Origin of the sequence: Nitrosospira sp. NpAV, assembly GCF_000832065.1 — a bacterium.
In the GTDB taxonomy this organism is placed as follows: Bacteria; Pseudomonadota; Gammaproteobacteria; order Burkholderiales; family Nitrosomonadaceae; genus Nitrosospira.
The window spans coordinates 180,741-195,426 of sequence record NZ_JXQM01000013.1 but is presented as its reverse complement, the minus strand read 5'-3'; the positions used below and the strand labels follow the sequence as shown (position 1 = coordinate 195,426).

General features: G+C 52.4%; 16 protein-coding genes and 1 tRNA gene. All 17 read left to right on the top strand.

Going from position 1 to position 14,686, the window contains the following annotated elements; translation table 11 throughout:
* The first annotated feature begins 549 nt into the window (after positions 1-549).
* Positions 550-1,482, top strand: coding sequence for a phosphate ABC transporter permease subunit PstC (pstC, locus tag SQ11_RS09415; protein WP_052494127.1), 933 nt, complete (start codon positions 550-552; stop codon positions 1,480-1,482).
* A 58-nt stretch (positions 1,483-1,540) separates the two neighbouring features.
* Positions 1,541-2,467 (top strand): phosphate ABC transporter permease PstA, encoded by a 927-nt coding sequence (gene pstA, locus SQ11_RS09410; protein ID WP_041513887.1) that lies wholly within the window; start codon positions 1,541-1,543, stop codon positions 2,465-2,467.
* Positions 2,461-3,270 carry a phosphate ABC transporter ATP-binding protein PstB gene (gene pstB / locus SQ11_RS09405; protein ID WP_052494126.1) on the top strand — a complete coding sequence of 270 codons (810 nt, stop codon included), beginning with the start codon at positions 2,461-2,463 and terminating at the stop codon, positions 3,268-3,270. Before pstA ends, pstB begins: the two co-directional genes overlap by 7 nt.
* 340 nt (positions 3,271-3,610) lie before the next feature.
* Positions 3,611-4,366, top strand: coding sequence for a triose-phosphate isomerase (gene tpiA / locus SQ11_RS09400; RefSeq protein ID WP_041513921.1), 756 nt, complete (start codon positions 3,611-3,613; stop codon positions 4,364-4,366).
* A gap of 17 nt (positions 4,367-4,383) precedes the next feature.
* Positions 4,384-4,734: a preprotein translocase subunit SecG gene (gene secG / locus SQ11_RS09395; protein ID WP_041513886.1), complete on the top strand. Its 351-nt coding sequence runs from the start codon at positions 4,384-4,386 to the stop codon at positions 4,732-4,734.
* 82 nt (positions 4,735-4,816) lie between these two features.
* A tRNA-Leu gene (locus SQ11_RS09390) sits at positions 4,817-4,901 on the top strand.
* Positions 4,902-4,985: 84 nt separating this feature from the next.
* Positions 4,986-5,342 carry an NADH-quinone oxidoreductase subunit A gene (locus tag SQ11_RS09385; RefSeq protein ID WP_004179112.1) on the top strand — a complete coding sequence of 119 codons (357 nt, stop codon included), beginning with the start codon at positions 4,986-4,988 and terminating at the stop codon, positions 5,340-5,342.
* A gap of 4 nt (positions 5,343-5,346) precedes the next feature.
* Positions 5,347-5,823 carry an NADH-quinone oxidoreductase subunit B family protein gene (locus SQ11_RS09380; RefSeq protein WP_041513885.1) on the top strand — a complete coding sequence of 159 codons (477 nt, stop codon included), beginning with the start codon at positions 5,347-5,349 and terminating at the stop codon, positions 5,821-5,823.
* Positions 5,824-5,830: 7 nt separating this feature from the next.
* A complete protein-coding gene (locus SQ11_RS09375) occupies positions 5,831-6,448 on the top strand; it encodes an NADH-quinone oxidoreductase subunit C (RefSeq protein WP_041513884.1) in 618 nt (205 codons plus the stop codon).
* A gap of 27 nt (positions 6,449-6,475) precedes the next feature.
* Positions 6,476-7,729, top strand: a complete 1,254-nt coding sequence (locus SQ11_RS09370; RefSeq protein ID WP_041513883.1) for an NADH-quinone oxidoreductase subunit D — start codon at positions 6,476-6,478, stop codon at positions 7,727-7,729.
* Positions 7,730-7,770: 41 nt separating this feature from the next.
* Positions 7,771-8,247, top strand: coding sequence for an NADH-quinone oxidoreductase subunit NuoE (gene nuoE, locus SQ11_RS09365; protein WP_041513882.1), 477 nt, complete (start codon positions 7,771-7,773; stop codon positions 8,245-8,247).
* The gene (gene nuoF, locus SQ11_RS09360) at positions 8,244-9,521 is read left to right on the top strand and encodes an NADH-quinone oxidoreductase subunit NuoF (RefSeq protein ID WP_041513881.1); all 1,278 of its coding nucleotides are present in this window, start codon (positions 8,244-8,246) and stop codon (positions 9,519-9,521) included. The genes nuoE and nuoF overlap by 4 nt, the downstream gene beginning before the upstream one ends.
* A 78-nt stretch (positions 9,522-9,599) precedes the next feature.
* Positions 9,600-12,035, top strand: a complete 2,436-nt coding sequence (gene nuoG, locus SQ11_RS09355; RefSeq protein WP_041513880.1) for an NADH-quinone oxidoreductase subunit NuoG — start codon at positions 9,600-9,602, stop codon at positions 12,033-12,035.
* A gap of 23 nt (positions 12,036-12,058) precedes the next feature.
* On the top strand, positions 12,059-13,159 hold the full coding sequence (nuoH, locus tag SQ11_RS09350) for an NADH-quinone oxidoreductase subunit NuoH (RefSeq protein ID WP_041513879.1): 1,101 nt from the start codon (positions 12,059-12,061) through the stop codon (positions 13,157-13,159).
* Positions 13,160-13,174: 15 nt separating this feature from the next.
* The gene (gene nuoI / locus SQ11_RS09345; RefSeq protein ID WP_004179137.1) at positions 13,175-13,663 is read left to right on the top strand and encodes an NADH-quinone oxidoreductase subunit NuoI; all 489 of its coding nucleotides are present in this window, start codon (positions 13,175-13,177) and stop codon (positions 13,661-13,663) included.
* A gap of 19 nt (positions 13,664-13,682) precedes the next feature.
* A complete protein-coding gene (locus SQ11_RS09340) occupies positions 13,683-14,288 on the top strand; it encodes an NADH-quinone oxidoreductase subunit J (RefSeq protein ID WP_041513878.1) in 606 nt (201 codons plus the stop codon).
* Between the two features lie 70 nt (positions 14,289-14,358).
* Entirely contained in the window at positions 14,359-14,664 is a 306-nt protein-coding gene (gene nuoK, locus SQ11_RS09335) for an NADH-quinone oxidoreductase subunit NuoK (protein ID WP_041513877.1), read from the top strand.
* Positions 14,665-14,686: the final 22 nt, after the last annotated feature.

The following is a 14,686-nucleotide window of genomic DNA, read 5'->3' as shown; positions in this document are numbered from 1 at the left end:
CCTCAAGCCCCAAAAGAAAGATGAGGACGACGAGGAGGATGAAGACGAGGGGTGAGTCAGTCTGACAGCATTCCGGTTTAATGGGTAAGATTCTCAGTCCAGATGGCGGACGCATAGTCTCGGGTACCAACATTATTATCCATCTTATGCGGACTCAGCGGATTCCGCTTTGATGGACAGGGGATGTATTCGATCACGGGGTCACAATATCCAGCCGACCCCCGTCAATAAATACGGCGAACCCATGCCGTCATGCCGCTGGCCGAAAGTTGTTGCAAGATTAATCAAAGAATTGGCAGATAATCCGGATTACCGGAGCAACTGATTCGTCGGACACACTGAATGCTTGGTAGCAATCAGGTGGCGATTATAACAATTCGCGATTTTGTCACAAACGGGTCTCTAGTAACTCCTTGATTTGTATCTAATTAGTTAATTCCTAGGCGGGTTTTTGCAGATCGACATCTTTTATATGTCACGAGACTGTAACATGCCCATCGTAATATTTAGCCTCCTTAAAAAACCCTTCTCTTTCTAAGGCATTTGTTTGTGACTGTGCAGCCCCCCACCGATACCAATTCACCTGGGAAACTTGGGTATAGTTACAGTCGCCATGTAGGTGAGCGTTTTATCGAGGCCACGCTATTCCTGATGGCATTTGTTTCAGTTGCGATCACGCTCGCCATCGTAGTGATGCTGGTGAAAGAGTCGGTTGTATTCTTCGAACACGTTTCGCTCTGGGATTTTCTCACTGATACCCAGTGGACCCCTCTGTTTGACGATGCGCACTACGGCATACTTCCGTTGATTTCCGGGACTGTCGTGAGCTCTGCGGTGGCCCTGTCGGTAGCGATTCCCATGGGGACTATCACCGCCATATATCTTTCCGAATTTGCACCTTTTGCCGTACGTGAAGTCGCCAAGCCGTTTCTTGAGTTGTTAGGCGGGGTGCCTACGGTGGTTTACGGTTATTTTGCGTTATTGTTCGTCACGCCCCTGCTGCAGAAAATTTTTCCTCAGCTACCCGGCTTCAGTCTCCTTTCCGCCGGACTGGTGATGGGTATCATGATTATTCCTTATGTCAGCTCCATGGCGGAAGACGCCATGCGGGCGGTGCCAATGCACCTGCGCGAGGGCTCTTATGCAATGGGAGCCACGCGACTTCAGACCGCTATCCGGGTAGTGATGCCCGCCGCTTTTTCCGGCATTGCCGCCGCTTATATTCTCGGTATCTCCCGTGCGGTGGGTGAGACCATGGTCGTAGCCGTGGCTGCCGGCATGCAGCCAAATCTGACGTGGAATCCAATGGAGCCTGCGGCTACAATTACCGCTTATATCGTACAGGTAAGCCTGGGTGATCTGCCTCATGGCAGCATTGGCTACCAGACCATTTTTGCCGCCGGACTTACGTTGCTGCTATTAACGCTTATATTCAATATTATTGGTCACATGCTGCGCAAGCGTTATCGCGAGATTTACTGAGCCTTATGCGAAATTACGCATTAGTTACACCCCGCTGATTTCTTCTCGGATCCAGTTGATGAGAGATGAAAAAAACCTAAATGAGATTCGTGCCATCATCGCACGCCATAAACTTTGGGATCTCATTTTTGTGATTATCGGGGTATTTGTGCTGATGATTGCGGTGCTGACATTCATGGCATTATTCTCCCACATGCTTATCGACGGCATGCCCCGCTTGTCATGGGATTTTTTTAGTTCCTTTCCCTCGCGCCGTGCGGGTTCGGCGGGCATATTGTCCGCCTGGGTGGGGACTACGCTGGTCATGATCGTGACGGCGGTGGCGGCCGTGCCGATGGGTATTGGAGCAGGTATTTATCTGGAAGAGTACGCATCGAAAAATCTCATTACCGAGATCATTGAAATCAATGTGACCAACCTTGCTGGCGTGCCGTCCATCATCTATGGACTGCTGGCATTGAGCCTGTTTGTGCACCAACTGGGATTTGGCCAGAGTATTTTGTCGGCGGGCCTAGCATTGGCATTGTTGATCCTGCCGGTAGTAATTGTTGCAACCCGTGAGGCTATACGTTCGATTCCCGTGGCTATTCGCGAGGGTGCGTATGCACTGGGTGCAACCAAGTGGCAAACAGTTTCCGATCATCTTCTTCCTTATTCCGCAGCCGGTATTCTAACAGGCGTCATTATCGGTCTTGCGCGCGCGATTGGAGAGACAGCGCCCATCATTACCATTGGCGCGCTGACTTTCATCGCTTTTTTGCCGCCATCTCCATTTAAGACGGAGTTTCCCTTTTTGTCTTTAGAGTGGCTGATGGCGCCATTCACGGTGATGCCGATCCAAATGTTCAACTGGGTGTCGCGGCCGGAAGAAGAATTTCAAGCCAATGCGGCGGCGGCGGGACTGGTTCTGGTGGTGATGACGCTCACCATGAATGCGCTAGCCATCTATTTACGCTATCGCATGCGAAAGAATATCAAATGGTAGAGAATTCCCCGCGAGACAATCCTGTTGCGGATGTCACATCGATTTCATGCAAATCCGAAGTCAGAGATTTAAGTTTTTATTATGGCGCATTTAATGCGCTTAAAAACATTAACATGAGATTGCATGAAAAACAGGTCACCGCACTGATCGGTCCGTCCGGCTGTGGTAAATCCACCTTTCTTCGCTGCTTCAATCGCATGCATGACCTTTATCCGGGGAATCGTTACGTCGGCGAGATTATTCTGCATCCGGACAATGTCAATATTCTTTCCCGTAATGTGGATCCGATCGAAGTGCGAATGCGTGTGAGCATGGTATTTCAAAAACCCAATCCATTCCCAAAATCCATCTATGAGAATGTCGCTTATGGTCTGCGGGTGCGGGGGGTAAGGCAGCGCGCGGTGCTGGATGAGAAAGTGGAACAGGCATTGCGCGACGCGGCATTATGGGATGAAGTGAAAGATCGCTTGAACCAGCTTGCTTATAATCTTTCCGGTGGCCAGCAGCAGCGTTTATGCATTGCCCGGGCTCTTGCCACCGATCCCGAAATCCTTTTATTCGATGAACCGACTTCGGCACTCGATCCTATCGCCACCGCCAGTATTGAAGAGCTTATCGCCGACCTGAAAGACAAGGTTACCATTCTCATCGTTACCCACAACATGCAGCAGGCGGCGCGCGTATCCGACTACACCGCCTATATGTACCTGGGCGAGGTTATCGAGTTTGATGTTACCGATACCATTTTCATCAAACCGAAGAACAAACAGACGGAAGATTACATTACCGGCCGTTTTGGTTAAGGAGTCCACGGACAAGTTCCGAGTTCAGAGATTTCTCTGGATGAGTAACCTTGATTAAACCTAAATCCGGCGGTTAGGTTGAATTTTCCTCGATAAGAAATACAAAACACGAAAGATATTTTTTATACTATTTTTGCTGCATTCATAAACGGCTTACGGTCTTCGTTCCTGCAAATCAAGGGGGGTCGCCGTCCCTCATCCCGGCATTCCATTCTCATCCATGTTTTTTTAGTATTTCAGAACTTTTCTTCCAAGCGATATCCCCTGCCTGCTGATTGACCCGGTACCCATTCACAGGTAACATTCGCAGCTTTCAAGGAAAAAGGCAGCGATGATGGCTATGCGTTCGAAGCTGGTTGCAGGCAACTGGAAAATGCATGGCGGAATGGTACAGAATCAGGCCTTGTTGAGCGCAATCGTCATGGGCACGGCAGCGCTGCGTAAAGCCGATTTCGCGGTATGTGCGCCTTATCCTTATCTCTCGCAGACACAGACATTGCTGCGGGACACTCCTATCCGGTGGGGTGCCCAGAATGTAAGTCAGTATGACAAAGGCGCCTATACGGGTGAGGTGTCGGCAGCTATGCTGGTGGATTTCGGCTGTCGTTACGTGATTGCCGGGCATTCGGAACGACGTGCATTGTATGGTGAAGATAGCCATACGGTGGCGCTTAAGTTCAAAGCGGCGCAGGCGGCCGGTTTGATTCCTATCCTATGTGTCGGTGAAACACTGGATCAGCGTGAGGCAGCCATTACGGAGCAAGTGGTGGCGGAACAACTGGATGCGATCATTGAATCGGCGGGCATCAATGCGCTGGTTCAATCGGTACTGGCCTATGAGCCGGTGTGGGCGATCGGAACCGGTAAAACCGCCACACCCGGCCAGGCCCAGGACGTGCATGCCTTCATTCGCGATAGAGTCGCCGCTCACAATCCCGAAGTGGCTGCAGGGCTCAAGATACTTTATGGCGGCAGTGTCAAGGCAAGCAATGCCGAGGAGCTATTCGCCATGCCAGACATTGACGGAGGATTGATTGGCGGTGCCTCGCTCGTTGCCGATGAATTCATTGCGATCTGCCGGGCGGCAAATAATTAATCATTTTGGAGTAGCCGTTGGAAACACTCATTTGGGTAGTACATGTGCTGTCGGCCATTAGTGTAATTGTTCTGGTTTTGCTGCAACATGGTAAAGGTGCCGATATGGGGGCCGCTTTTGGCAGCGGTTCGTCCGGAAGTTTGTTCGGCGCCAGCGGTTCGGCAAATTTTCTGAGCAGGACGACAGGGGCGCTGGCCGCGGTATTTTTTATTACCAGTCTCGGGCTTACCTATCTTTCCAGCCACAAGACAGATGGGGGAGGGGTTATGGATAAAGCAGTACCGGTCCAGCCGGCCAAGCCGATAGAAGCGGCTCCGGCGGCTCCTGCCGAGGAAGAGGCTTCCAGGGCTACGGAAATACCAAAATAACTTTTCTGATGGGTTAATTGAACAATTAATTAAAGCCGCGTTCTAATGTAATTACGCTTTAGACTGGAACTCAAGTTAATTCGCCGACGTGGTGAAATTGGTAGACACGCCGTCTTGAGGGGGCGGTGGCGAAAGCTGTGCGAGTTCGAGTCTCGCCGTCGGCACCAATTACAGGGCTGAGAATCAGGTAAGTAGATGCGTATAGCATAAATGATAACCTGGTCTCTAGTCCTTTATTTTTGATAATACCGATGCTCGAAAATTATTTTCCCATTCTCCTGTTCATTCTGATCGGTCTTGCCGTAGGTGTGGTGCCCATGGCGCTTGGCTGGTTATTTGCTCCCAATCGCCCCGATAGCGAGAAGCTTTCGCCGTATGAGTGCGGTTTCGAGGCATTCGAAGATGCGCGCATGAAGTTTGACGTACGCTATTACCTGGTTGCCATCTTGTTCATTCTGTTCGATCTGGAAATCGCCTTCCTGTTTCCATGGGCGGTGGTGTTGAATGAGATCGGCATGTTTGGCTTTGTCGCCATGATGATTTTTCTGGGCATCCTGGTCGTTGGCTTTATTTACGAGTGGACCAAAGGTGCGCTGGAATGGGATTAATGTTATGAGCACTAATGGTGTAATGGAAAAAGGTTTTGTTACCACGGGTCTGGATAACGTCATCAACTGGGGGCGAACCGGATCCATGTGGCCGATGACTTTTGGTCTTGCCTGCTGTGCGGTGGAAATGATGCAGGCCGGCGCGTCCCGCTATGACCTTGACCGTTTTGGCATCGTCTTCCGGCCCAGCCCGCGTCAATCGGATGTGATGATTGTAGCCGGTACGTTGTGCAATAAAATGGCGCCCGCCCTGCGCAAGGTTTACGATCAGATGGCGGAACCGCGTTGGGTAATTTCCATGGGCTCTTGCGCCAATGGTGGCGGTTACTATCATTATTCCTATTCCGTTGTGCGGGGTTGCGACCGAATCGTGCCGGTTGATATCTATGTCCCCGGCTGTCCGCCGACGGCGGAAGCATTGCTCTACGGTATTATCCAGCTCCAGAACAAGATCCATCGCACCAATACCATCGCCCGCTGAGTTAACTATGTCTTCCGCCCGCCTGGAAACGCTCGCCCTTTGCCTCCAAAATGTGTTGACCGACAAACTTGTCAGCACCAATGAGCGATTGGGCGAACTAACAATCAGGGTATCTCCCGTGGACATGCTGTGGTCAATGGAGATCCTGCGCGATCATCCTGACCTGGGTTTTGAAATGCTTGCCGATTTATGCGGCGTGGATTATTCAACCTATGGTTCCGAATCCCTCTCCGGGGATGGCAGGGAAGGAAAACGCTTCGCTGCCGTGTATCATCTGCTTTCAATCAGCCATAATTGCAGGTTACGGGTCAAGGTGTTCGCCGATGATGATGAGCTTCCGGTTCTGAATTCAGTGATTGGCATATGGCCATCCGCCAACTGGTTCGAACGCGAGGCATTTGACCTTTACGGCATCGTCTTTACGGGCCACCCCGATTTACGCCGCATTCTGACAGACTATGGGTTTATCGGTAATCCGTTCCGCAAGGATTTTCCATTAAGCGGCAATGTCGAGATGCGTTACGATCCCGATCAGCAGCGGGTCATTTACCAGCCGGTCAGCATTGAGCCGCGCCAGATCACACCACGCGTGATCCGCGAAGAGCATTACGGGGAAAGCGAATGAGGTTTTCACGGCAAGGACTTATTCAGCATGGCTGAGATACGCAACTACACCATGAACTTCGGTCCGCAGCATCCGGCGGCGCATGGCGTGTTGCGCCTGGTGCTAGAACTGGATGGCGAGGTCATTCAACGTGCCGACCCGCACATCGGTCTGCTGCATCGCGCGACCGAGAAACTGGCCGAATACAAAACCTATATTCAATCGGTGCCATACATGGATCGGCTGGACTACGTATCCATGATGTCCAATGAGCATGCCTATGTAATGGCCATTGAGAAGCTGCTTCAACTTGAAGTACCTTTGCGTGCGCAATATATCCGCGTGATGTTTGATGAGATCACGCGCATACTCAATCATCTATTGTGGTTGGGCGCGCACGCGCTCGACGTGGGTGCAATGACCGTATTCCTCTACGCTTTCCGCGATCGCGAGGACCTGATGGATTGTTACGAGGCGGTATCGGGTGCTCGCATGCATGCCGCTTATTATCGTCCTGGCGGTGTCTATCGGGATTTGCCGGATTCAATGCCGCAATATCGGGCGTCGAAAATCCACAACGAAAAAAGCATCCGGATTCTCAATGAAAATCGCAGCGGATCGATGCTGGATTTCATCGAAGACTTTACCAATCGATTTCCTGTCTACGTAGATGAATATGAAACCCTGCTTACTGACAACCGTATCTGGAAACAGCGGCTGGTGGGCATCGGTGTAGTTTCGCCCGAACGCGCCAAGGCGCTGGGCTTCACCGGTCCGATGCTGCGCGGCTCGGGAGTAGAGTGGGATTTGCGGAAAAAGCAGCCATACGAAGTTTATGACCGGATGGACTTCGACATACCGGTAGGTGTCAATGGTGATTGCTATGATCGTTATCTGGTGCGTATAGAAGAGTTCCGTCAATCCAACCGGATCATCAAGCAATGTGTCGAGTGGCTGCGCAAGAATCCGGGCCCGGTCATCACCGACAATCATAAGATTGCGCCACCGCCGCGCGTTGATATGAAACAGAACATGGAAGAATTGATTCATCATTTCAAGCTTTTTACCGAGGGTATTCATGTGCCGCCGGGCGAGGCTTATGCGGCGGTCGAGCATCCCAAGGGCGAATTCGGCATTTATCTCGTATCGGATGGCGCCAATATGCCTTACCGCCTCAAAATTCGCGCGCCGGGCTTCCCCCATTTAGCGGCGCTGGATGAGATGTCGCGAGGGCACATGATCGCCGATGTGGTGGCCATCATCGGCACACAGGACATTGTGTTTGGTGAAATAGATAGATAATTCATAGACCGTTGCACTGACAGTGAAGCTGCCAAATTGACATGTTAAGCCCTGAGTCCATAAAAAAAATTGACCATGAGCTCACCAAATATCCCACCGATCAGAAGCAGTCGGCGGTAATGTCGGCGCTCGCCATCGCGCAGGATGAGAAAGGATGGCTGGCTAATGAAACCATGGATTTCATTGCCCACTATCTCGGCATGCCGCCGATAGCCGTATATGAGGTGGCGACGTTCTACAATATGTACAACCTTCAGCCATTGGGCAAACATAAGCTCACCGTCTGTACGAACCTTCCCTGCGCACTTTCCGGGGCCAACGATGCGGTGACCCATATCAAACAGAAACTGGGCATCGGTTTCAATCAAACCACCGCCGACGGTAAATTTACATTAAAGGAAGGCGAGTGCATGGGGGCATGCGGCGACGCACCCGTGCTCCTAGTGAATAACAAACGCATGTGCAGCTTCATGTCCAACGACAGTATCGATCAATTGCTGGAGGAATTGAACAAATGACCCAGCTTACGCAAGTATTGCTGGCGGGACTGAATCCATCCGATCCCGAGAACTGGCGGCTTAAAAGTTACGAGCAGCGCGACGGGTATGCCGCACTGAGAAAAATTCTGGATGAGAAAATTCCACCTGAAAAAGTCATCGAGGAAGTAAAAAAATCCGCACTGCGCGGACGCGGCGGCGCGGGTTTCCCGACCGGGCTGAAATGGAGTTTCATGCCCAAGCAGTACGAGGGTGATAAGTATCTGGTGTGCAATTCCGACGAAGGCGAGCCAGGCACCTTCAAAGACCGCGATATCATGCGTCACAACCCTCACATCCTGATAGAAGGCATGATCATCGGCGCCTATGCAATGGGTATCAAGGCGGGTTATAACTATGTTCATGGCGAAATCTGGGATACCTACGAGCGCATGGAGGAGGCGGTGGACGAGGCGCGTGCCGCGGGATATCTGGGGAACAACATCCTCGGTTCCGATTTCAGTTTCCAGTTATACAATCATCATGGTTACGGCGCCTATATTTGTGGCGAGGAAACCGCGCTGCTCGAATCGCTGGAAGGTAAAAAGGGCCAGCCACGTTTTAAGCCTCCTTTTCCGGCGAGCTTCGGCCTCTACGGTAAACCCACCACCATTAACAATACCGAAACATTTGCTTCGGTGCCCTGGATCATTCGTAACGGCGGGGAGAAGTTTCTGCAACTGGGAAAACCCAACAACGGCGGCACCAAACTTTTCTCGGTGTCGGGCCATGTCAACAAGCCCGGTAACTACGAGATCCCCTTGGGGACGCCGTTCGCAACGCTGCTGGAAATGGCGGGCGGCATGCGCGGCGGCCGAAAACTGAAGGGATGCATTCCCGGCGGTTCATCCATGCCGGTGTTGCCCGGTGACATCATGATGCAGACCGACATGGACTATGACTCCATCGCCAAGGCCGGTTCCATGCTGGGGTCCGGCGCGGTCATCATCATGGACGACACCACCTGCATGGTGAAAGCGCTGGAGCGGTTGTCATACTTTTATTTTGAGGAATCCTGCGGTCAATGCACGCCCTGTCGTGAAGGCACCGGCTGGCTCTATCGCGTGGTGCATCGAATAGAGACCGGGACGGGCCGGATGGAAGATCTCGATCTGCTCAACAATGTTGCCGACAATATTCAGGGGCGTACCATTTGCGCGCTGGGCGACGCGGCAGCCATGCCGGTACGGGCCATGATTCAGCATTTTCGGGATGAGTTTGCCTACCATATCGAGCACAAAAGATGCATGGTATAAGCGCATGAGCATGAATAAAGTGAATCGTTTTCTTTCTTGGCAGCGTCTGCCCGTAATGAATCCGAGAGTAAATTCCTAATGATCAATTTCGAAATCGACGGGAAACAGGTGTCCGTGCCCAAGAATGGTACCGTCATGGATGGCGCCAATCAGCTGGGTATCTATATTCCGCATTTCTGCTATCACAAGAAGCTGTCCATCGCGGCCAATTGCCGCATGTGTCTGGTGCAAGTGGAGAAAGCACCCAAGCCTTTGCCCGCGTGCGCCACTCCCGCCATGGAGGGCATGAAGGTCTTTACTCACTCCGGACAGGCAGTAACTGCGCAGAAAGGTGTGATGGAATTTCTGCTTATCAATCATCCGCTGGATTGTCCCATTTGCGACCAGGGCGGTGAATGCCAGTTGCAGGACCTTGCGGTGGGTTATGGAGCGAGTGCGTCGCGTTATACCGAAGCCAAGCGGGTAGTGCCGAACAAGAACCTGGGTCCGCTGATCTCCACTGACATGACTCGCTGTATCCATTGCACCCGTTGCGTACGCTTTGGCCAGGAGATAGCCGGCATTATGGAATTAGGTATGGCGGGCCGCGGTGAACATGCGGAAATCCTGTCATTTGTCGGCAGTACGGTCGACTCGGAATTATCCGGTAATATGATCGATCTTTGTCCAGTCGGTGCGCTGGTCAGCAAGCCTTTCCGCTATTCGGCCCGCACCTGGGAATTGTCCCGCAGGAAGTCGGTGAGTCCGCATTGCGGTCTCGGTTCCAATCTCGTGGTTCAGGTAAAGCAGAATCGTGTCATGCGCGTCTTGCCGCGCGAGAATGAGGAAGTCAACGAGTGCTGGCTGTCGGATAAGGATCGTTTTTCCTACGAGGGATTAAACTCGGACGAGCGACTGAGCACACCGATGATAAAGCGCAATGGCGAGTGGCAGGAATGCGACTGGCAAGCCGCTCTGGAATTCGTTGCGAACGGATTGCGAGCCGTAAAGGAGAAACACGGCGCCTCGAGTATCGGTGCGTTGGCTTCTCCCCATAGTACGCTGGAAGAACTTTATCTGATACAAAAACTCATGCGGCGATTGGGTAGCGGAAATGTAGATCATCGCTTGCGCCAATCCGATTTCCGCGCGGATCAACAATTGCAAGGTGCGCCGTGGCTGGGAATGAGCGTCGCCGGTATTTCCGGTCTGAAGTCGGCGCTGGTTATCGGTAGCACACTGCGCAAGGATCATCCTCTCATTGCACAGCGTCTGCGCCAGGCGGTAAAGCAGGGCGCTCAACTAAATCTCATCAATCCTGTGGATGATGATCTGCTGACCAAGGTGGCTAATCGTGCCATCGTCGCACCTGCTTCAATGGCGGCGATGCTCGCGCAGGTCTTGAAAGCCGCCGCCGAACTGAAGAAGATGGAGATTCCCGATGGAGCGAAAGCAGCGGCGGATTCCATCAGTGTGACGGATGCCGCGCGGGCGATGGCCGCCAGCCTCATTGACAATAAGCCTGCCGCAATTTTTCTTGGCAACATGGCGCAGCATCATCCGCAATATGCGGATCTTCACGGGCTGGCCCAGCATATCGCGTACGTTGTCGAGGCGCAGTTCGGTGTACTGGGTGAAGCTGCCAATAGTGTCGGTGCCTATATTGCCGGAGCAATTCCCGACCGTGGCGACTTAAGCGTGACCGGCGGAGATTCCTGTCAGCCGGGAGCGGGAAACATGGACGCTTCGCAAATGCTCGGGATGAGCGTGGCTGCGCAGGCATTGCAGCCGTGCCAGGCTTATATGCTGATGAACCTGGAACCGGAACTGGATAGTTATAATCCGCGTCAGACCATGAAAGCACTGAAGGCAGCGGAGTTGGTAGTGGTGATGAGTGCGTACAAAAGCCGTGCCATTCTTGAGGACGATTACGCTGACGTGTTATTGCCGATTGCGCCATTCACCGAGACATCCGGCACTTTCATCAATACCGAGGGCCGTGTGCAAAGTTTCAACGGTGTGGTCGCCCCTCTCGGCGATACGCGCCCGGCATGGAAAGTGCTGCGAGTATTGGGCAGTATGCTGGAGCTTGATGGCTTTGACTACGATACGCCGGAGAAGGTGCGTGCGGAAATTCTTTCGGCAAACAGCGATGTCAGCGCCCGCCTGAACAATAACCTGAAAAATTTCGCCATCGGTGATATCGGGCGGATGAATGAGCCGAGGAGCGGCGGAATTCAGCGCATCGGTGAAGTCCCGATCTATCAGACCGACCCCATTGTGCGTCGTGCCGATTCGCTGCAGCGTACGCGGGATGCCGCCCCGCCGCTGGCATGGATGCCAGGTGATTTAATGGGTGCGCTCGGCATAAATTCGGGTGATAACGTAAGATTGAAGCAGGGGGAGGGCGAAGTGCAACTGCCGGCGGCACAGGATGATAGGCTGCCTTCCAATAGCGTGCGGGTAGCTTGCGCGCACCCCCTGACCGCGGCATTGGGTGAAATGTTCGGGGAAATAGTGGTGGAAAGATTGTGATGCAAGAAATCAGAGTTATTTGAATGGAATACGCGCAACAATTATTCGGGGACTTCTTTGGTCCTGAGTGGGGTCCCGCTCTTTTTGTTCTGACCAAGAACGCGCTGCTGATCGTCGCCATCATATTACCGTTGATGCTCGCTGTGGCGTATCTTACATTTGCCGAACGCAAGATCATTGCCTTCATGCAGCTGCGTGTCGGACCCAATCGGGTGACTTTCTTCGGTATTCCCTGGCTGGGCGGCTGGGGGCAGCCCATCGCGGATGCGGTGAAGGCCGTGATGAAAGAAATCATCATTCCCAGTGGCGCGAATAAATTCCTGTTTGTGCTGGCTCCAGTCCTGACATTCGCACCGGCTCTGGCAGCGTGGGCGGTAGTGCCGTTCTCTCCCGAGGTCGTGTTGGCTGATATCAATGCGGGCCTGCTTTATATTCTGGCCATGACTTCCATGGGGGTCTATGGGGTTATCATTGCGGGTTGGGCCTCCAATTCCAAGTATGCCTTCCTCGGCGCGATGCGGTCCGCCGCGCAGGTGGTTTCTTACGAACTGGCGATGGGTTTTGCGCTGGTATGCGTGCTGATGATGTCGCAGAGCCTGAATCTGAGTGATATCGTCAAGGGCCAGCAGGGCGGTAGTTTCATCAACTGGTATCTCATTCCCCTGTTCCCCATGTTTCTGGTGTACTTCATTTCCGGTGTGGCGGAAACTAATCGTGCCCCCTTTGATGTGGCCGAGGGTGAATCGGAAATTGTCGCCGGGTTCCATGTTGAATATTCCGGCATGGCGTTCACGGTATTCTTTCTGGCGGAATATTCCAATATGATCCTGGTGGCAACGCTTGCCAGCATCATCTTTCTGGGAGGATGGCTCCCGCCAGTCGATATCGCCCCGTTTACCATGATTCCCGGATTTATCTGGCTGGTGTTGAAAATAGCATTTTTATTGTTTTGTTTTCTCTGGTTCCGCGCCACTTTCCCACGCTATCGCTATGATCAGATCATGCGCCTTGGCTGGAAGGTGTTCATTCCGATCACGCTCGTCTGGATACTGTTGCTGGGTTTGATAATGCAATTTCCACCGTCTCTTCGGAACGCCTTTCCACTTAACCTGTGGTTCCACTGAGACAGGAGAAAAACCATGAACCGCATCAAGGATTTTTTCCGTACTTTCCTGTTGTTTGAATTGGTCAAGGGGATGATGTTGACCGGTCGATACATGTTTGCGCGTAAAATTACCGTGCACTTTCCCGAAGAGAAAACACCGCAGTCCCCCCGCTTTCGCGGTCTCCATGCACTACGCCGCTATCCCAATGGAGAAGAACGCTGCATCGCCTGCAAGCTATGCGAAGCGGTGTGCCCGGCACTGGCGATCACTATTGAATCCGAGCAGCGCGATGATGGAACCCGCCGCACCACACGATATGACATCGACTTGACTAAATGCATATTTTGCGGTTTCTGCGAGGAATCCTGTCCGGTGGATTCCATTGTCGAGACCCGGATCCTCGAGTATCACGGCGAGAAACGTGGGGACCTGATTTATACCAAGCAAATGTTGCTGGCCGTGGGAGACCGGTATGAAGAGCAGATAGCAAAAGACAGGGCGGCGGATGCTGGCTACCGATGAATCTTGCTGCTAATTAAACATGAGTTTTCAGGATATCACTTTTTATTTTTTTGCGACCGTGCTGGTGTTATCCGCATTGGGTGTCATCACGGCCCGTAATCCGGTGCATTCGGCATTGTTGCTGGTGCTGGCTTTTTTCACTTCAGCTGGACTATGGCTGCTGCTGGAAGCAGAGTTTCTCGCGATTACCCTGGTCCTGGTATATGTCGGGGCGGTGATGGTGCTGTTCCTGTTTGTGGTCATGATGCTCGATATCAATCTCGATCGTCTGCGCGAGGGATTCTGGAAATGGTTTCCATTTGGCGCGTTCCTGGCGCTGGTGATGGCGGCTCAGATGGCGATGGTCCTGATGGGCGAGCAGTTTGGCGCCGATGAAATGCCCGCGCCGCCCGTACGTGCCGCCGATTACAGCAATACCAAGGAATTGGGCCGTTTGATTTATACCGAATATGTTTATGCATTTGAGTTGGCGGCGGTGCTTTTGCTGGTGGCGATAGTGGCCGCCATCGCCCTGACCTTGCGCCGCCGCACAGGTGTCAAGAGTCTTGATGTTGCGAAACAGGTGGCGGTGAAGCGTGAAGACCGCGTGCGGATGGTTTCGATGCCATCCGAAAAGAAAGAATAAAGGCGAAAGAAGAGAAAAAAGCGGTTGCATGGCACTGTTTTGATGTTGTCCTGAAAAAGGGGTCGTTAGCTTGGTTTCGTTATCCCATTACCTTGTCCTCGGTGCGATTCTGTTCGCCATCAGTATTGTCGGAATTTTTCTCAACAGGAAAAATGTAATCATCCTGCTGATGGCAATCGAACTGATGCTGCTGGCGGTAAACATGAATTTCGTCGCATTCTCGCACTATCTGCAAGATGTGTCGGGACAGATTTTCGTGTTCTTCATTCTTACCGTGGCCGCGGCGGAATCCGCTATTGGATTGGCGATACTGGTGGTTCTGTTTCGTAATCTGCGTACTATCAATGTGGATGATCTGGATAAACTCAAGGGGTGATTATACGGCCCGGATCAGGGCT

Coding starts and splice junctions, on each gene's coding strand:
- nuoH (WP_041513879.1), top strand. CDS start 12,059: ATGGAATACGCGCAACAATTATTCGGGGACTTCTTTGGTCCTGAGTGG.
- pstB (WP_052494126.1), top strand. CDS start 2,461: ATGGTAGAGAATTCCCCGCGAGACAATCCTGTTGCGGATGTCACATCG.
- nuoG (WP_041513880.1), top strand. CDS start 9,600: ATGATCAATTTCGAAATCGACGGGAAACAGGTGTCCGTGCCCAAGAAT.
- SQ11_RS09370 (WP_041513883.1), top strand. CDS start 6,476: ATGGCTGAGATACGCAACTACACCATGAACTTCGGTCCGCAGCATCCG.
- nuoF (WP_041513881.1), top strand. CDS start 8,244: ATGACCCAGCTTACGCAAGTATTGCTGGCGGGACTGAATCCATCCGAT.
- nuoE (WP_041513882.1), top strand. CDS start 7,771: ATGTTAAGCCCTGAGTCCATAAAAAAAATTGACCATGAGCTCACCAAA.
- pstA (WP_041513887.1), top strand. CDS start 1,541: ATGAGAGATGAAAAAAACCTAAATGAGATTCGTGCCATCATCGCACGC.
- SQ11_RS09375 (WP_041513884.1), top strand. CDS start 5,831: ATGTCTTCCGCCCGCCTGGAAACGCTCGCCCTTTGCCTCCAAAATGTG.
- SQ11_RS09340 (WP_041513878.1), top strand. CDS start 13,683: ATGAGTTTTCAGGATATCACTTTTTATTTTTTTGCGACCGTGCTGGTG.
- tpiA (WP_041513921.1), top strand. CDS start 3,611: ATGCGTTCGAAGCTGGTTGCAGGCAACTGGAAAATGCATGGCGGAATG.
- nuoI (WP_004179137.1), top strand. CDS start 13,175: ATGAACCGCATCAAGGATTTTTTCCGTACTTTCCTGTTGTTTGAATTG.
- SQ11_RS09380 (WP_041513885.1), top strand. CDS start 5,347: ATGAGCACTAATGGTGTAATGGAAAAAGGTTTTGTTACCACGGGTCTG.
- SQ11_RS09385 (WP_004179112.1), top strand. CDS start 4,986: ATGCTCGAAAATTATTTTCCCATTCTCCTGTTCATTCTGATCGGTCTT.